This is a genomic window from Serratia sp. BNK-4, from assembly GCF_048685115.1.
In the GTDB taxonomy this organism is placed as follows: domain Bacteria; phylum Pseudomonadota; class Gammaproteobacteria; order Enterobacterales; family Enterobacteriaceae; genus Serratia; species Serratia bockelmannii.
In genome coordinates this window covers 2,095,574-2,114,316 of sequence record NZ_JBLQTM010000001.1, presented here as the reverse complement: position 1 = coordinate 2,114,316, position 18,743 = coordinate 2,095,574, and the positions used below count along the sequence as shown (strand labels likewise).

Here is an 18,743-nt window from a genome sequence, read left to right as displayed (position 1 = left end):
CGACATGAGCAACCACTACCGCATCGGCCAGATCGTGCCCAGCTCCAACACCACAATGGAAACCGAGATCCCGGCGATGCTGGGCGCGCGCCAGCTGATACGCCCGGAGCGTTTCACTTTTCACTCCAGCCGCATGCGCATGAAACACGTCAATAAAGAAGAATTGGCGGCGATGGACGCCGAGTCCGATCGCTGCGCGCTGGAGCTGTCCGACGCGCGGGTCGACGTGCTCGGCTACGCCTGCCTGGTGGCCATCATGGCGATGGGGCTGGGCTATCACCGCGAATCGCAGGCCCGGCTGGCGCAGGTGACGAAAGACAATCAGGCCGCCGCGCCGGTTATCAGCAGCGCCGGCGCGCTGGTCAACGGCCTGAAGGTGATCGGCGCCAAACGCATCGCGCTGGTGGCACCCTACATGAAACCGCTGACCCAGCTGGTGGTGGACTACATCCAGCACGAAGGCATCGAGGTCAAGGTGTGGCGCGCGCTGGAGATCCCGGACAACCTCGAGGTCGGCCGGCACGATCCGGCCAGGCTGCCGGGGATCGTCGCCGAGATGGATTTACGCGAGGTCGATGCTATCGTGCTGTCCGCCTGCGTGCAGATGCCTTCTCTGCCGGCCGTCCCAACGGTAGAGGCCCAAACCGGCAAACCGGTGATCACCGCCGCCATCGCCACCACTTACGCGATGCTGACCGCGCTGGAGCTGGAACCGATCGTCCCCGGCGCCGGCGCCCTGCTGTCCGGCGCCTATTGAGGAGGCAGAATGAACGACACCCTCAGCGACAACTACCGCGGCGTCTGGGGCCAGCGCATCGGCTTCGGCCGGCGCCCGGCGCTGCTGGCGATCGATTTTATGCAGGCCTACACCACCGAAGGCGCGCCGCTGTTCGCGCCGGGCGTGGTGAGCGCGGTCGAGGAAAGCCGCGAGCTGCTGGCCTGCGCGCGCCGAACGGGAATTCCGGTGATCCACACCCATATCCGCTATCATGCAGGCCATTTTGCCGATGGCGGCCTGTGGGTGAAGAAAGCGCCGGTGATGAAAGACATGGTGGCGGGCAACCCGCTGGCGGCGTTCTGCCCGCCGGTGGCGCCGCTGGCCGATGAGGTGGTGCTGAGCAAGCAATACGCCAGCGCCTTCTTCGGCACCGCGCTGGCGCCGCTGCTGGTGGCGCAAGGGATCGACACGCTGCTGATGATCGGCTGCTCCACCAGCGGCTGCATCCGCGCCAGCGCGGTGGACGCGGTGCAGCACGGCTTCCGCGCCATGGTGGTGCGCGAGTGCGTCGGCGATCGTCACCCCGACCCGCACGAAGCCAACCTGTTCGACATCGACAGCAAATACGGCGACGTGGTGCACAAACGGGAGGCGCTCGACTACCTGAACCGGTTATGAGTCAACGATTCACCTGCAACGACAATAACGAAGGCGCAGACAGCGCCTCACGCGACCGCCCGAAACAGGGCGGCGTCCATGCAACGCAAACACAACAGGCGCCTCCTGCGGAGGCCAACACGCACCACCTGGAGACAACATCATGGCCATTGTCGACACCCCGCTGGCGGGGAAAGCGGACGCAGAATCGCTGCTGCTGTACCGCAAAATCACCTGGAAACTGATCCCGTTTCTTTGCCTGTGTTACCTGGCGGCCTACCTCGATCGCATCAACGTAGGGCTGGCCAAGCTGCAGATGGCCGACGCGCTGCAGCTGAGCGAAGCGGCCTTTGGTCTGGGCGCCGGGCTGTTCTTCGTCGGCTATATTCTGTTCGAGGTGCCGAGCAACCTGATCCTGCAGCGCGTCGGCGCCAAGATGTGGATTGCCCGTATCATGATCACCTGGGGGCTGCTGTCCACCGCCACCATGTTCGTCACCACGCCGACCCAGTTCTACGTCATTCGCTTTCTGCTCGGCGTGGCGGAGGCCGGTTTCCTGCCCGGCGTGCTCTTTTACCTGACGCTGTGGTTCCCGACCTATCGCCGCGGCCGCATCATCGCGCTGTTCATGATCGGCCTGCCGCTCTCCAGCGTGATCGGCGGGCCGCTCTCCGGCTGGATCATGGGCCATTTCGACATGCGCCACGGGCTGCACGGCTGGCAGTGGCTGTTTTTGCTGGAGGGCATTCCCAGCGTGCTGTTGGGCGTGCTGACCTTCTGGCTATTGCCTAACACTTATCAGCAGGCCAAGTGGCTGACGCCCGAGGAAAAACAGCGCATCGCCGACGATCTGGCGCGCGACGACGCCGAGGCCGATCACGGCAAGCACAGCTTCCGCGACGGCTTCTTCAACCTGAAGGTGTGGATGCTCGGCGGCATCGACTTCGCTATTCTGCTCAGCGCCTACGCCATGGGCTTTTGGATGCCGACCTTCATCAAAACCGCCGGCGTTACCGACATCACCACCATCGGTTACCTGACGGCGATCCCCAGCGTCGCCGCCCTGCTCGGCATGCTGCTGATCGGCAGCAGTTCCGACCGGCTGCGCGAACGGCGCTGGCATATCATCGTGCCGTTTATCGTCGGCGCGCTGGCGATGGCCGGCAGCACCTTCTTCACCCACAATGCGCTGGCCACGGTGCTGCTGTTCTCCATCGCCCAGGCGGCAATCATCGGCGCGGTGCCGGTGTTCTTCAGCCTGCCGGCCACCTTCCTGCGCGGCACAGCGGCGGCGACCGGCTTCGCGCTGGCCTGTTCGCTGGCCAACATCGCTGGGCTGGTGAGCAATTCGCTGATGGGGCTGGCGCTGGATCTGACCGGCAAGAGCGGTGGCGCGCTCTGGGCCTTCGCCGGCTGCCTGCTGCTCAGCTCGCTGCTGGTGGTGGCCCTGCCGGCCAAGGTGGTGAACCGCTGAGCGTTAATAGAAAGGGAAAAGGCGCAAGACAATGAAAATGATGATAACGGACCGTTGTCTGCTTTGATTCTTGCGCCGTTTTCTCCCCCCACAACACGGCATGTCAATAACGACGATGGGCTCTGGGTTACCCCACCAACAACGTTTTTGCTTCCAGATAGGCCTGCATCCCCCATTTGCCCATCTCGCGCCCCAGCCCGGACTGTTTGAAACCGCCAAACGGCGCTTTAGGTTCATGATCCAACGTGTTCAGCAGAACACGCCCGGAGTCAATCTGCTGCGCCACCCGCACCCCGCGTTCGCGATCGCCGCTTAACACCAGCGCACTCAGCCCGTAGGCGGTGTCGTTGGCGATCGCAAGCGCTTCGGCCTCATTGTCGTAAGGGATGATCACCAGCACCGGACCAAAAATTTCTTCCCGGGCAATGCGCATCCGGTTATTGCCCGCAAATACCGTAGGCTTCACGCACCAGCCTTTATCCATACCCGATGGACGGCCAACGCCGCCAACCAACAATGTCGCCCCTTCTTCCTCGCCCAAGCGGATATAATCCTGCACCCGTTGCCACTGTTTTTGGCTCACCATCGGGCCGATTTCCGTATTTTCATCGCGCGGATCGCCCGACCGGACTTTGCCTACCGCGTCGGCAATCGCCTGTTCAAACTCCGCCTGACGGCTGCGCGGCACCAGAATTCGCGTGCCTGCAATGCAGGCCTGGCCGCTATTCATAAAACCGGCGGCAAGCGCCAAAGGCACGGCCTGCATGACATCCGCATCGTCCAGGATCAGCGTCGGCGATTTGCCCCCCAGTTCCAATGTCACCCGTTTCAGCGATTCTGCACCGCTTTCTACGATATGTTTGCCCACCGCCGTGGAACCGGTAAACGAGATCTTGGCAATATCGGGATGTCGATTAATGACCTCACCCACCACCTCGCCTCGCCCGGTGATAATGTTAAATACCCCGGCAGGAATGCCCGCATCGTGCAACGCTTCGGTGATGACCCGCGTTTGCATCGCGCTCATTTCGCTGGGCTTGATCACCGCGGTGCACCCTGCCGCCATCGCCGTCGCCAGTTTGTTGCAGATAAACCCGGCATCGCTGTTCCATGGCGTAATCAGCCCGGCGACGCCGACAGGCGTCATGATGACCTGCGCCTTACCTGCCTGTTCCGTAAACTCGAAATTTTCCAGCGCGTCGATCGCCTGAGCTATCGCGTCCGCCGGGTAGCTGGCCATCCAGCGCCCACGAATTTTGGGCGCGCCATATTCCATCACGACGGCGTCCATCAGCTCATCTTCACGGGCCATAACCGCTTTGTGCATACGGCGCAATACGGCAAGGCGTTCCGCCTTACTGGTCTTGGACCAGTAAGGAAATGCGGCCTTGGCTGCGGCAATCGCCCGCTCGGCATCCACCTCGTCCGCCAGACGCACAGTGCCAATCACGTCTTCTGTCGCCGGGTTAAACAGCGTGAAGCGTTCTTCACCGTGGGGTGTCACGAATTCACCGTTGATATAAATGCTGTCAATTTTTTGCATGGTGCGCTCCACATGTTCCGATTAGTCAAACGAGTATAGAAACAGATGATCAATACGATAAGTGGGTCTATCCTGTACGAACTGTACCGATAATCGGGATAATCTATGCATCGCAGTGGACTGACAGAGTTGGAAGTCGTGTTGGCGGTGGCGCAGCGACAAAGCTTTCGCGCCGCCGCACGGCAATTAGGCATGTCGGCCACCGCCGTCAGCAATGCGGTGGCCGGGTTGGAAAGCCGCCTGAAAATACGTCTGTTTAACCGTTCGACCCGCAGCGTGGCGCTGACGCCGGCGGGCGCGCGTTATGTAGAACGAATCGCCCCCGCTCTGGCCGAGATTCGGCGTGCATCAGAAGAGATCGCCACCCAGCCCGACGCGCCAACCGGCACGCTGCGCATCAGCGCACCGCAGGAGTGCGTCTCCCTGCTCTACGAACCGTTGATCGAAACGTATTTGCGGCGTTACCCGCAAATGCGGCTCGATATCACCAGCGAATCAAGAATGGTGGACATTGTGGCGGAAGGTTACGACGCGGGGATCCGTTTGGCGGAGTCCGTCCCGCAGGACATGATCGCCGTGGAGCTAACGGGAGATATCCGCATGTTGGTGGTCGCTACACCAGACTATTTCGCTGAACATGGCATACCGCAATCGCCGGAGGATCTGTTACGGCACAAAAGCGTCGGGATGCGTATGTCACACGGAGGGATTTACCATTGGGAATTGGAACGCCACCAGCAGAAACTTCGAGTCAACGTACCGCCGCGCATTGTATTGAATGAAATGCGCGCCATTCATCGTGCCGCATTGAGCGGTGTGGGGATTGCCTTCGTTTCAGATTGGTTTGCCCGTGAAGATATCGCATCAGGTCGTCTTATTAGCGTACTGGACGAATGGTGCCCAGCTTTCGGCGGATTGCGTCTCTATTATCCCGGCAGACGACATGTGCCTCCGGGGCTCAAGGCATTTATCGATTTGGTGCATGAAATTCAGGCCAGGTAGCTTGTCTTCTCTCTGTCGACCAGAAAACGGCACCGCCAAACGTCGGAATGCGACCAGCATTTGGCGTGCCGTTGGTTTACTCACTCTCCTTGTTCATACCCTCGGAACTATTCGTCCTTCAGCCCGCGGTTGATCAGCATCGGTTCGATGCTCGGCTCTTTGCCGCGCCAGTCGATGTACAGCTTCTCCAGATCCTGGCTGTTGCCGCGCGACAGGATCATGTCGCGGAAGCGCTGGCCGTTTTCGGCGGTCAGGCCACCGTGCTCGGTGAACCACTGGAAGGCGTCGTCCGCCAGCATTTCCGTCCACAGATAGGCGTAATAGCCCGCGGCGTAGCCGTTACCCCAGATGTGCTGGAAATAGCTGGAACGGTAGCGCGGCGGCACGTAGCTGAGATCGACCTTGTCTTTTTGCAACGATTCGGCCTCGAACTTGTCCACGTCTTGCTGCGGCTGGTCGGCGGTCAGCATGTGCCAGTGCATGTCCAGCAGCGCGGCGGACAGCAGCTCGGTCATGCTGTAGCCCTTGTTGAACTTGTCGGCCTTCTTGATCTTGTCGACCAGTTCCTGCGGCATCGCCTCGCCGGTCTGATAATGCTTGGCGAAGTGGCTGAACACTTTCGGATCGCTGACCCAGTGCTCGTTGAACTGCGACGGGAACTCGACGAAATCGCGCGCGGTGTTGGTACCCGACAGGCTCGGGTATTCCTGATCGGCGAACATGCCGTGCAGCGCGTGGCCGAACTCGTGGAACATGGTGATCACGTCGTCATACGACAGCAGCGCCGGCTGCCCCGGCGCCGGTTTGGTGAAGTTGGCGACGTTGTAGATCACCGGCTTGGTGCCGTTGAGCTTCGACTGATCGACGAAGTTGCTCATCCAGGCGCCGCCGCCCTTGTTGTCGCGCTTGAAGTAGTCGGTGTAGAACAGCGCCAGCGATTTGCCGTCCTTGTCGAACACTTCATACACCTTAACGTCCGGCTGGTAGACCGGAATGTCCTTGCGTTCTTTGAAACTGATGCCGTACAGCAGGTTGGCGGCGTAAAACACGCCGTTGTTCAGCACGTTGTTCAGCTCGAAGTAAGGTTTGATCTGCGATTCGTCCAGGTCGTACTTGGCCTTGCGCACCTGTTCGGCGTAGAACTGCCAGTCCCAGGCCTGCACCTTGAAGTCGCCTTTCTGCTGATCGATCACCGCCTGAATGTCTTTGGCTTCACGCTCGGCGCGCGCGGTGGCCGCCGGCACGATGTTGCGCATAAAGCTCAAGGCGGCATCCGGCGTCTTGGCCATCTGGTTTTGCAGCTTCCAGGCGGCGTAGTTCGGGTAGCCCAACAGCTTGGCCTGCTCGGCGCGTACCTTGGCCAGACGGGAAAGGGTCTGGCGGGTATCGTTGCCGTCGCCCTTCTCCGCGCGCGTCCAGGAGGCGTCGAACAGCGCTTGGCGGGTGTCGCGATCTTTCAGGCTCTGCAGCAGCGGCTGCTGGGTGGTGTTCTGCAGCACCAACAGCCACTGTTTCTCCAGCTTGCGCTCGGCGGCCGCCTGCGCTGCCGCGGCCAGCTCACCTTCGGACAGACCGTCCAGTTTCGCCTGGTCGGTTATCGCCAGCGCGCCGTTTTTGCTCGCCGCCAGCAGTTTGTTGGTGAACTGGGTGCTCAGCGTCGCTGCTTCCTGGTTCAGCGCCTTCAGCTTGGCCTTGTCGGCGTCCGACAGGTTGGCGCCCGCCAGCTCGAAGTTCTTGTAGGTCACTTCCACCAGCCGGCGCGATTCCGGATCCAGCTTCAGCGCATCGCGATCCTGATAGATGGCCTTGATGCGCGCGAACAGCTTGCCGTTGAGCATGATGTCGTCGTTCAGCGCCGCCAGCATCGGCGAGGTTTCTTCATCCAGCTTCTGCAGCGCATCGCTGGTGTTGGCCGAGGTCATGGCGCCGAACACGTTCATCACCCGCGTCAGCAGCGAACCGGCCTGCTCCAGCGCCACGAAGGTATTCTTGAAGTTGGGCTTGGCCGGGTTGTTGGCGATCTTCTCCACCTCTTCCCGCTTTTGCTTGATGCCCGCCTCGATCGCCGGCGCGTAGTCGCTTTCCTTGATCAGGTTGAACGGCGGCGCCTGGAACGGCAGACGGCTTTGATAGAAGAACGGGTTTTGGGTCTTTTGCTTGTCGTGCTGATTGGCTTCACCGGTCACGGTAGCCTCCTTCGCCTGGCCGCTGGGCAGGGCACTATGGTCGGCGTGAGGTTGGGTTTCTGCTGCCTGTGCCTGCGAGCCCAGCGCCATGCCGATCGCCAGCACCAATGTGGATAAACGCATCAAATCGAAACTCCTCCATGTTCACGGAATAAGGTCTCGGGGAATGGCTCCCTCAGAGTCATCACCTAGCTTAGGCGCAGTTGGCAGTTTGAGCAAAAACAAGTGATTAGAAGTTAACCGCCTCGCCGACCGCGGCCAAACGCTTCTTTGACATCTTTATTTTTCATCATCGACACATAGTCACAAAAGGTAATCATTTTATGATTAATTAATTCAATACCATGATAAATAAAGAGGAATCATAAAATACCCTGTTGACTTATCAGGTTACCCAATGTAACTTGATGTAAATTTTGATTAATGGAGCTAATCAAATTGTATCTTATAACGGAAATAGTTCTTATTGTCATTTTCATCCTCATTATCAGTGCGATCTATAAAAACGCGAAGAAAAAAGGCGTGCGCACGTACCACATCGTTATGCTGTTCTTGATATTTCCCCTTGCCGTATTTTTAGACTACTGCCTGCAGCGCCAGGCGATCCTTTTGGATACGGCCGCCCTTAAAACCACGGCCAGTTATGGTTTGCCGATGGCGATTATTTTTTCGCTTGTTTTATCTATCACCTCTCGCAAGAAGGAGTTTAAATGAGAGCCTTAACGGAAGTTGAATTGTCATGTATTAACGGATCTGACGGCAACGATTCTTATAATCCGACTTCGCTCATTGTCGGTAGCCTGAGCACAATAGCGAAATTACCCACCCCCGTATCCTTAGCCGTGGGCGTCGGGACGGAAATAGCTATTCAAGCCGCACCACACATGCCGGTTAACGTTGCTATTCCACAGGTTCCTATGGGCCCAACCTGGAATGGCAGTGGCGGTGGCCGCCCTTCACCTTCGTCTTCACTTTCAACACCGGATTCATCAAATTAAAAAAACAGTCTTATTATTCCTTGTGCAATAAGGCCGGGATTTAACTTACTCTGCACCAATAAAAATAACGATTAAAAAATGACAAAGCTCGCCATGCTTCACGAAAGCTTGATCCCTTTCGTCGCAAAAAAGACAGGTTCTCAATTACTCTGGCACAATGCATTAAGCCCTGCTGAACAAGACGAACTGAAAAAAGAGACCAGCTATCTCATCGAAGAAAATAATCGCCATGCTATTTTTGATGATGGTACGCCGCGCTTAAATGATGAAAAAGTCTTTTTCGCCGAACGTTATGGCGGCGGCGCTATTTCGCGCAACGGCGGCGGAGCACGCTGTGGCTTTGATGGGCGTTGGCAGGTTAAAGGTATTGGGGCTAATGCGTTAGTCGGTCAAGGGGCAAAGCATGTCGATGGCGAGTTGACGATGACCGGCGCAGTATTGGAGGCATTATGGGGGAACGTCATGGCCAAACTGCTGCCTTACGGTGCCGTGCCCAATAAGGCGATCTTGGTGACCGATAGCCCCTTAGCCGCCATCTCTCCTGAATCGGCGAGAAGTCCCCATAACCGCAAGGCGTTGCTGGTGCGTGAGCCCGTCGTGCGCCCTGCACATTTTTGCCGCGCACCCTACTATCATCCTCATGATGCGATGCAAAGGCAGCCTTCGGATATTCAGCGGGTCGAAAAGCTGATTGTCGCCGCGCCGGCTTTTCTGCCTCGTCCCCCGGAGTTTGACGCCGCAAGCTGGTTGGCATTGCCCCAGGAAGAACAAGCATTCTACGGGCTCTGCGAGCTTGCCCGGCGTCTCGCGACGCAGATCGCGTACTGCCGCACCCGGCATTTGGTGATGATGACCTCACCCTCCAATTGCGATATGGCCGGTAGGCTGCTGGACTTTCATGGTGTTCGCAGTGTTTTTCCCGCAGAACGTCGCGATCCCGGGCGCAGCTACATTCAACACAACAAGCTCAATGAAGACGCCCCTTTGTTGCTGAGAGGCTTGCAAGATCTCGCTTTTTATTTAGCCAAGCATCAATTCGGCCCGGCATTTCTCGCGGCAGCGCACCAAGGCATCGGTGCGGCCTTCAACATGGCCTATAAACGAGCCTGCCTGCTGGATAATCTCGGTATGGCGGGTTTTGACCCTGCATTTTTACAACGCCTGCCTCTCACCGCCGAGTGGTTCTCCTTAGGCGAACGCTTGCAAAAAATGTTCGATTTGGCTCCCGGCGTCTTTACCCGTCGACAAGGTCTTGGCCTGGGGAATGCTCATCCGGCGATTGCCCTATTGCACCGGCTCATCGACGCACCCGTAAGGGTTCCCGCCGAACAACAGGGTACGACCGCGGAGGAGAGATTTTCTCTGGCGTTCCGTCGGTTATACGCGCAATACCTTCAGGAAACATCAGCAGCTCAAACCTCCGCCGGATTACAACTGGCGATGAAGCAGACCGTCACCAGAAGGTTGGGTTCCCGCACGTTCATGCGCCGTGAAGTGATTTTTCAAGAAATTTCCGGCTGGCGCGGCGAAGTCAGCGAGATCACCGAACAATTGCAAACCTATCTCGACCGTTTCGAGCGCCAGGCGATCAACGTATTACAATAACAACGCTGAGGATATTTCGTGAGTTTTATCAAAGAAAACCAGCAGGGTAAAAGTAGGTTCAGTCAATACGAGAGCCTGGGCTTCGCCGTTAACTGTATGTTGATGAATAAAAATTACAGTTTGTACCATATAAAAACGTTGCAGCTATGGACTCAGGAAGCGATTAATCAAAACCAATTTAAAATATTATTCGACCATTTGGATAACCCGATAGGGTATATAACCTGGGCCTACCTGAGAGATGAGACGCTGAGTCGATTTATTAACGATCCGCAGTTTCTTCTCCATAACTCAGAATGGGATGAGGGCGGTACGCTGTGTATTTTAGATTTTTGCTGCAAGCCAGGCAGCGCGCATTTATGTTTGGAACACCTTAAAAGAGTTCACCCCATCGTAGAACGCCGCACGGTTGTGTGGCGCTCCCGCCGAACGGGCAGACTGATGACTGTAAAAAATAAAGAAAAATAATTGTCAGGGATGAGGCAATGAGCAAACATCAATTACTGGATTCACAGGCAGGATTTTACTATGGCACCAAGATCGGCGATGATAAATCGAGCTATAATATCGCGGAATATGTCGAAATAAATCACACTCTCGATATCGCAAGAATGAAACGTGCTATTCATCGTGTCATCAGCCAAACCCCTACGCTGCACGTTCTGTTTGATGAGGATAACGGCACGCCTTATCAATATTCCGTCACCGCCAATATCTCAGTGGAATGGGTAGATCTTTCGCAGAGCGCCAACGATATGGCCACCGCTATCGAATTAATGGAAGCGGATGCTAAGCGCCCCTTCTCGCTGAACGCAGCGCCATTATTCAGACAAAAAATCATCAGGCTGGGTGAGAAACGCTTTCTGTGGTATTTCTGCAGCCACCATCTGCTGCTTGATGGTTACGGCACTTATTTGCTGATCCATCAAGTGGCGCAGGCCTACCGAGACCAGACACAACAACCGCAAGACGTACCGGCGATCGATGCCTTGCTCAGGGCTGAATCTGAGTATAAACAGTCAGCCGCCTATCAAGCAGACCGACATTTTTGGCAAGCGGCCAGCGCCTCACTGCCAGACCCGATGACATTAGCCTGCGCCAATATTCCCTCGGGACAGACCATCCGCCATGTGACGTCGTTGCCCTATCCTGCCGAGCGCCTTGCGCTGCAAACCGAACATCCTTCCTGGCTGGCGCGCACTTTTGTAGCGGTGATGGCGTATTTGTACCTATGTACCGGCGAGAAGCAGCAAACGATCGGCGTCCCTATGATGGCGCGAACAGACGCCCTGTCGAGGCAGGCGCTAACCTGCAAGACCAACGTTGTTCCTTTGACTCTCGATATTGAGGACACCGCTTCATGCCGACAGTTGGCGCAAACCATTGAACACGCGCTCAAGCAACTCAAGAAACATCAAGCGTTTCGTTACGAAGAGATAAAAAGTCTGAGGAGCGTCGCCAGCCGCTCGCCGTTGTTCAACATCGTGGTCAATATCATTCCCTTTGAAGCGGCAGCCTCATTCTCTCCCGCTCAGCGTAGTGAAATCCGTAACTTACGCTCAGGAGGCGCGCAGGATCTGGTCTTCAACATGCGTCCCGATCTCGATAACCAAACGCTGCGGCTGGAGATCGATGCCGACTCAGGGCTTTACGATGCGGCCAGTCTGGTGCGGCACAGCCAGGGGATACAGACCTTGTGCACCTTGCTGTACGACGATCCGGAAAATCTTTCCGTCGCGGCATTGCGACAGCGTTTCCCGCTCTCGCTGCTGGGTAAAACAGCCAACGACAACGTGGTCGATATCATGCAGCGTATCGATCGTGCCGTCGTTCAAGCGCCGCAACGCACGGCGATCCTCACGCCTGAACACGCTTCGTCATCGCTCAGAACGCTGTCTTATGCCGTTTTGCAGCAGCAGTGGCGTGCGCTGGCCGATGTCCTGGCTCCCGTTCGCGCCGCACATACCGTACTGTTGCTCGACTTGCCGCAAGGGCCGGAGGCCATCATCTGCATGCTTGCTGCGTTGCAATTGAAAATGCCCTTCGTCAACCTGAATGCCAAAGGGGATGGAGCGGCTTACCGTCAACTGCTTGAACAGTTTAGCGACGCTATCCTGATTACCGATCGCACGCGTCCCTCCGTTCATTCCGAGCCTGGCGCATTGGCGTATTGGCGCGCATCGACACTCAATATGCCGACGGATTTCGCACACTTCACCGTGTTTCGCCGGCAAACATCGACTGAGGCGCCGGCGTTCCCGGTCGGTACCAGCTATATCATGTTTACCTCCGGTTCGACGGGAATGCCTAAAGGCGTGATAGGCGCCCGACATGCTCTCAACGTTTTTGTCGATGCGGCGATAAAATGCTATGGCATTCAACCGCACGAACGCGTGTTGCAATTTGCGCCCTTGCATTTCGATGCCTGCATCGAAGAAATTTTCATGACGCTGGGGGCCGGCGCCCACCTGTGTATCGCCCCCGAGACCGTCAAGCACAGCTTTGCCGCTTTCTTCACATTCTGCGACGATCATCAAATCAGCCTGTTGGATCTGCCGACCGCCTACTTTAATGAAATGCTGTTCGCCTCCGGCGGTGAACAGACGCTACCGCCGGCCGTCACTACCGTTATCATCGGCGGCGAAAGCCTTTCACCGCGAGCCAAAGAACGCTGGTTCGCGCACTACCCCAAAGGCAGGAAGTTATTCAACTCCTACGGCCCAACCGAAACAACCGTGGTGGCGACGGCCGCAGAAATCAAAAACGATGGCGCCGCCGTGACGATAGGCACACCGCTGGATGGTATATACACGGCGATCGTCGGCGAGGATCTCAGGCCGTTGCCGCTCGGCTGCAGCGGCGAATTACTGATAGCCGGAGCGACCGTCGGCCTGGGATATTGGCATCAACCAACGCTGAGCGCGGAAAAGTTCGTCACCCTTGAGGCCAACGGCCATCTCATGCCCGCCTTTCGTACCGGCGATATCGCCTGCCAGCGCCAAGATGGGCAGTTGGTGTTCCTTGGCCGCAAAATTCGTGAAGCGAAAATCGCCGGGCAGCGCGTCAATATGGGTGAGATAGAAAGCTGTCTGGCCCGCTTGCCCTCCATTGTCGAGATTGCCGTACTGGCCAAAAGCGGCGACGCGGGAACGGAACTGTACGCGCATTATCACAGCCGGCAGCCGCTCAGTGAGGCAATGCGCCGCACACTGTACGGCGAACTGCCCAATGCCCATATTCCTCAGCGCTTCGTGCATCATCCAACGCCGCTGGTCAAACTGGCTAACGGCAAGATTGATTATCGCACCCTGGAGAGACAATCCCGGATGCCTGAACCCACACGGGAGTTGCGTTCGACGACATTCAACACCCTGGTGCATGAAGTTTGGCTGGCGACGCTGGGCAGTGACGATGGCGACTTCTTCACGCTCGGCGGCGAGTCCCTGCAGGCCATAAAAATCATTAACGTGCTTAACGCCCACTGTCGGTTGGATCTGAACCTGAGCGACATTCTTGAACATCCAAGACTCGCCGATCTCTGCCGACACCTGACGCAGTTGGCCCATGCACGCTATGGTCTGGATCCGCAGCATCTGGACATCCGTTGCGCTATCGGCCGCTGTCTATCAACCGAGGCGCCGACCAGCAGCAGGCTGTTTATTCAATCTCCCGAAGGCACAGATGAACGGCTTTTATTGGCCGCCCTCGCCGACAAACGCGGTGTGGACATTCTGTCACCGCAGGCGCTGCCGTTGCCTGCTGAATGGTCGCTGAACGCGGCCATATTCAACGTACCGAACGAAGCCACTCAATATGCCAGTTGGCTCGATGCACTTTCGGCCCTGCTGCACACCCTGCCCTGCCGAGTTAACCACATGATCTTTATGCATGATACGGCCGGCGGAGCCAGACTCACGCAGGGCCTGCTACGCGATTTCCGGCATGAGCGACTACTGTTGCTGCATAAAGTCGATGCGCGCCGCCAAGCCGTCGACGCCGGCGTTACAGAGTTGATAACCCTCTCTGCGCGGCTGGGTTATTTCCCGCACATTCGGTTCGATACGGCCAATGAGCGATTGAACGGCTGCGTACTGAGGATCTTCGGTTTCGATGATGGCGAGAATATCGACCATCGCGCCGCCTTCACAATGGCGCAGCGGAGAAACCCGGGAGTGCAGTTGTGTAGCTTAGCGCATTGGCTGAATTTGATTTCCGCCCACAGCGACAAACGCCCGAATAAAAGCGGTCGAACAGCGAAAACTATCGACGTCAACATGGAAGGAGCGCACTGATGAGCGTCATCGGCTTGATCAATCTGATGGAAATGGCGAAACAGGGAGCAAAATTCGGCGAGCTGTCGCCTCGACGCCAAACCATCGAGCATGTTGACGCCGCCGCACTCAGTGCGGTGCAGGAAGACATTACCGCATTTTTATCTGTCTGTACGCCAGACAATTCAGAGCGGCACACCGGCGAGAAGCCTTGTTACACCGTCAATCACTACGCGGGCCAATACCTGTGGCTGTATGAAAACTTCACCAAGAACAGCCCGCTGTATAACATTCCGATCGCTAAAGAGATCCTGGGGCCCTTTGAACCCGAGCGTTTGCTCGCCGCGTTGAAAAAACTGCTCAAGCGGCACGGTGCGCTTTGCGGCCGCTACCGGCTAGACGGTGAAGCCATCACCGTTGACATCGTGCATCCTGATGAAACCATTTTCGAACACAGCCTCGAGGACATCAGCAGGCTGAACAGTGAAGAGCAGCAAGAAAATATGCTGGCGGCGCTTAACGCCCAGTGTACGATTCCGTTTGACCTCGCGGCTGAGTATCCCCTGCGCTGCCGGATCTTGAGAAAGAGCGCGCAGCACCACTATCTGTTCTTGACCTTCCACCATTGCGTGGTCGACGGCTGGACGGCCAATTTGCTGGTGGATGAACTGAGCCGTGACTATCAAGCGTACGAAGAGCATTGGCATTATGACAACGGTCAGGCGTTTTTCCGCTATCTTGAAGACCCTTTCCTCGCCGTCGCCAATGTCGATGACAGCATGGCGTTTTGGCGCGATGAACTGGATGGTGCGCCGGAAAAACACGCGCTTGAATACGATATCGCCATCACCGCGGCAGGCAAAACACAGAATATCGTCAGAACATCGCTGACGAACGAACTGCAGCCGGCCCTGGCCCAGTTAGCCAAACATAACGGTACGACGCTGTTTACGCTGTTGCACTCCGCCTTCGCGTTACTGATTGCCAGAGAATCGGCGACGGATCGCGTGGTCATCGGTAGCCCGATCGCCAACAGGAACGAGCCGACGTTAAACGACGCCGTTGGCAGCTTCGTCAACACGATCGCTCACCAATTTATCATCACTGGCGACGACAGTTTCACCGCGCTGCTGCAAAAGAACGCCAATAAATTTGCGCGCGCTTTCAAACATCAGGGATTGCCCTTCTCTTACCTGGTTGAACAACTCAAGCCCACGCGCGGCAAGTTCCACCCCATTTTTCAAATCATGTTCGTCTGCCAACATCGCAAAAGCAACGAGCTAAATCTTGGCGGTGCGCAGGTTAACACCCTGCCAAGACGCTATGCGCCGCCCAAGTTTGATCTGGTTCTGGAAGTAATTTCTGGCGCAGAGGGCATTCAGTTGGAGTGGCAATACAACGCCAAGCTGTTTACGCCGGAGCGTATTAACGGATTGGCGCAAGCTTACGCATTGCTGTTGCAGCAAATTGCCTGCGATCCTTCGCGGGCCGTCGACCACTATTCGCTGGCGCCAATGGCCGATAACCGGCAATTGCGGCAGCTCTCCGTCGGGCAGGCGATGCCGGTATGCTTGCGGCAACCTCTTTCCGATCGGCTGTTACGCGCTGCCCACCAGCATGGGGATCGCCCGGCGTTGTTCGAGGGAGAGCAGGTGTGGCATTACGATCGGCTATTGCGGCACGCCGGCCTCGTGGCGCATTGGCTGAACGCCCATACCGCTCCAGGCGCGCTCATCGCCATCGATCTTCCACGCGGCGCTCATCAAGCTATTGCGGCGCTCGGCGTGATCCTTGCCGGACGCGCCTACTTGCCGTTGGCCGAAGGATTACCGGATGCCCGCGTAGCGGCCATTGTGCGAATATCGGGTTGCGCCTGGGTTTTGAGCAATCGGGCTCACCATCGCGCCCGCTATCCGCAGACAACCCGCCTTCAGGATCTGGAGGCGCTGTTTTCTCCCTCTGCCACAGGCACAGCAACCTTCCCATCAGGCGAAGCGGAAGCACTCGCCTATGTCATTTATACATCGGGGACGACAGGTACGCCAAAAGGCGTGGCGATGGAACACGGCGCCGTCACCAATACCTTGCTGACCATGAATCAACTGTTTAACGTTTCACATCGTGACAACGTATTGGCGCTCGCCGACCTGGCCTTCGATTTATCGGTCTATGACCTGTTCGGCAGTTGGCTAGCCGGCGCATCGGTAACCGTGTTATCGCCGCACGACGCTAAAGAGCCGTCAGCATGGCTACATGCGATACGCCAGCGGAAAATCAGCATCTGGAACTCGGTTCCCGCCATCTTGCAAATGCTGGTGCAATACTGCGCACAAGAAAACATCCTGTCGCTGCCTCAACTGCGGCATATCTGGCTGAGCGGCGATCGTATCTCTCCGCGGCTGATCGCCGAAGCACATCGGCTTTGCCCCAACGCCACCATCACCAGCCTTGGCGGTGCCACCGAAGGGGCAATATGGTCAATTTATCATCCACTTACACGAGATACGCACTACAGAAACGCCATCCCCTATGGAACCGCATTGCCGAATCAAAGCATGTGGGTGTTGAATGAAAAACTCGAGCCGTGCGGTTTCGGCGTTACCGGCGACATTTATATCGGTGGCGTTGGCGTTGCCCGCGAGTATTGGCGCGATAGGCAAACCACCGCCGGCAGCTTTATTCTTCTCCCAACCACCGGAGAACGCGTGTACCGCACCGGCGATCGTGGCCGTTGGCATCGCAGCGGTTACATCGAATTCCTCGGCCGCGAAGACCAACAGGTGAAACTGCAGGGTTTTCGCGTCGAATTGGGTGACGTCGAATTCGCGCTCAAAAGCAGCGAACTGGTCGCTGAAGCGTGCGTCGTCTGTCGCGATGAAACCAGGAACGGCACACCGTATCTGGAAGCCTATTTCACATTGACCGAGGCGGGGAAAGCCAGTGTCCAGGCGGAGCAAAGAATACGCGAGCAGGTTACGGCCGCATTGCCCGCATATATGGCGCCATCCCACTATCATCTTATTGAACGTTTCCCGCTTTCACGCAACGGCAAATTGGATCGCACCTTGCTATCGCCAGGCACCGAACGGAGTCAGGCCAGCGATGTTGTTCCCGCCGCGTCCGCGGAACTCATGCTGCTACGTGAGTTGTTGGCGGATACGTTAGGCTGTGCTCCAGACAAGATCGACCCCTATGCCAGCTTCTTCAGCAATGGCGGCAGCTCGCTTTCCGGCATTACGTTTTTGGGTAACATCAAGCGCGCCCTTAATGTGGAATTAACCCTGGCGGAAATCCTTGGCTACTCACAGCTCGATAAACTTGCCGAGCGTCTGCGCGATAACGCGCCCCTGCCGTTATCGATGTTGTCCGGCGCAGCCGATCGCCCCTCTCTGCCCACCTTGTATTTGGTGCATGGTGCCGGTGGCCAGGTACATCAATATGCAAAGTGGACAAAACAACTTTACGCCTGCGCCAACATCATCACCATCGCCAGCCCGGGGTTGGCCGCGCCAGGCGCAGACGACACACTCACCCTGCAGCGATTGGCCGCCTCCCATTTGGCGGCCATACCGCGTGCCAAACGCGACACTGCCGTTATCGCCGGCTGGTCATTGGGCGGCCAATTAGCTGTCCATATGGCGGCGCAGGCGACGGAACAAGGCGCGCCCTTTGCGCATGCGGTGCTTGTCGACAGCGGTTTGCCCACCCAGCACCCCTCAGTGAATCGAGGTTTCAGCGTGGCGCAAAGTTACCTCAGCCTGTTCGACTCTCTCGGTATTGCGCGCCATTTGTGTCGGCATCAAGAAACGAACGCGATAGACAGCTTCGCCAACGAGATAAAAATGCACTATGCGCTGAATCAGAGCGTGCTTGCGGAGAAGATCACGCTGGAACATGCCGAAGCCTTTTGTTGGGCGCTGAAAAAATCCTTTGATCTGACGAATAACGCCGGCCCTCTGCCACAGATAGCGATACCGCTGACGCTTTGGCTCAGCCAGCAACGTCAGCGTAAACACCCCAATCTTGCACAACGCTGGGAGAGGCAATCCTCTCATGACGTTCACCTCAATTATTGTGCAGAAACGCATTACAGCATTTTAAACAACGCTCAACTTCTTCGAGCGCTGACGCGGATGCTGCGCGCGTTGTCCACATCATTGGAATAACGCGAGAAGATACCCCTGGCCAATCAAACCTATCGAGGCACTGATGAAATTACCCAGCAGTTGGATTTTTTTGTTCTGCTTTTACTACACATTCATGGATATTTTTTATTCGTTATTTTTTTC

Annotated in this window: 11 protein-coding genes; 9 read left to right on the top strand and 2 right to left on the bottom strand. The window is 56.9% G+C overall.

What is annotated here, in order from left to right; translation table 11 throughout:
- The first annotated feature begins 4 nt into the window (after window positions 1-4).
- The 3 genes from ACMGGW_RS10305 (at window position 5) to ACMGGW_RS10295 (ending at window position 2,849) form a co-directional block, all read left to right on the top strand.
- Window positions 5-757, top strand: coding sequence for a maleate cis-trans isomerase (locus ACMGGW_RS10305; protein WP_015377793.1), 753 nt, complete (start codon window positions 5-7; stop codon window positions 755-757).
- A 9-nt stretch (window positions 758-766) separates the two neighbouring features.
- Entirely contained in the window at window positions 767-1,396 is a 630-nt protein-coding gene (locus tag ACMGGW_RS10300) for an N-carbamoylsarcosine amidohydrolase (protein ID WP_025302739.1), read from the top strand.
- A gap of 142 nt (window positions 1,397-1,538) precedes the next feature.
- Window positions 1,539-2,849, top strand: coding sequence for an MFS transporter (locus ACMGGW_RS10295; protein WP_004938595.1), 1,311 nt, complete (start codon window positions 1,539-1,541; stop codon window positions 2,847-2,849).
- A 127-nt stretch (window positions 2,850-2,976) separates the two neighbouring features.
- On the opposite strand, the gene ACMGGW_RS10290 is transcribed toward ACMGGW_RS10295, so the two are convergent.
- A complete protein-coding gene (locus tag ACMGGW_RS10290; RefSeq protein WP_025302738.1) occupies window positions 2,977-4,392 on the bottom strand; it encodes an aldehyde dehydrogenase family protein in 1,416 nt (471 codons plus the stop codon).
- 105 nt (window positions 4,393-4,497) lie between these two features.
- On the opposite strand from ACMGGW_RS10290, the gene ACMGGW_RS10285 reads away from it, so the two are divergent.
- A complete protein-coding gene (locus tag ACMGGW_RS10285) occupies window positions 4,498-5,394 on the top strand; it encodes a LysR family transcriptional regulator (RefSeq protein ID WP_025302737.1) in 897 nt (298 codons plus the stop codon).
- Between the two features lie 107 nt (window positions 5,395-5,501).
- Here ACMGGW_RS10285 and dcp read toward each other — a convergent pair whose 3' ends face one another.
- The gene (dcp, locus tag ACMGGW_RS10280; RefSeq protein WP_043143240.1) at window positions 5,502-7,703 is read right to left on the bottom strand and encodes a peptidyl-dipeptidase Dcp; all 2,202 of its coding nucleotides are present in this window, start codon (window positions 7,701-7,703) and stop codon (window positions 5,502-5,504) included.
- Between the two features lie 300 nt (window positions 7,704-8,003).
- Between dcp and ACMGGW_RS10275 the strand changes: the two genes are divergently transcribed.
- From ACMGGW_RS10275 to ACMGGW_RS10255, 5 genes are all read left to right on the top strand, one after another.
- Window positions 8,004-8,294 carry a hypothetical protein gene (locus ACMGGW_RS10275; protein ID WP_025302735.1) on the top strand — a complete coding sequence of 97 codons (291 nt, stop codon included), beginning with the start codon at window positions 8,004-8,006 and terminating at the stop codon, window positions 8,292-8,294.
- 362 nt (window positions 8,295-8,656) lie between these two features.
- On the top strand, window positions 8,657-10,183 hold the full coding sequence (locus tag ACMGGW_RS10270; protein WP_025302734.1) for a hypothetical protein: 1,527 nt from the start codon (window positions 8,657-8,659) through the stop codon (window positions 10,181-10,183).
- Between the two features lie 18 nt (window positions 10,184-10,201).
- Window positions 10,202-10,651, top strand: coding sequence for a toxin-activating lysine-acyltransferase (locus ACMGGW_RS10265; RefSeq protein ID WP_025302733.1), 450 nt, complete (start codon window positions 10,202-10,204; stop codon window positions 10,649-10,651).
- A 17-nt stretch (window positions 10,652-10,668) separates the two neighbouring features.
- A complete protein-coding gene (locus ACMGGW_RS10260) occupies window positions 10,669-14,475 on the top strand; it encodes an AMP-binding protein (protein WP_420279409.1) in 3,807 nt (1,268 codons plus the stop codon).
- On the top strand, window positions 14,475-18,620 hold the full coding sequence (locus ACMGGW_RS10255; protein ID WP_197831969.1) for a non-ribosomal peptide synthetase: 4,146 nt from the start codon (window positions 14,475-14,477) through the stop codon (window positions 18,618-18,620). The genes ACMGGW_RS10260 and ACMGGW_RS10255 overlap by 1 nt, the downstream gene beginning before the upstream one ends.
- Window positions 18,621-18,743: the final 123 nt, after the last annotated feature.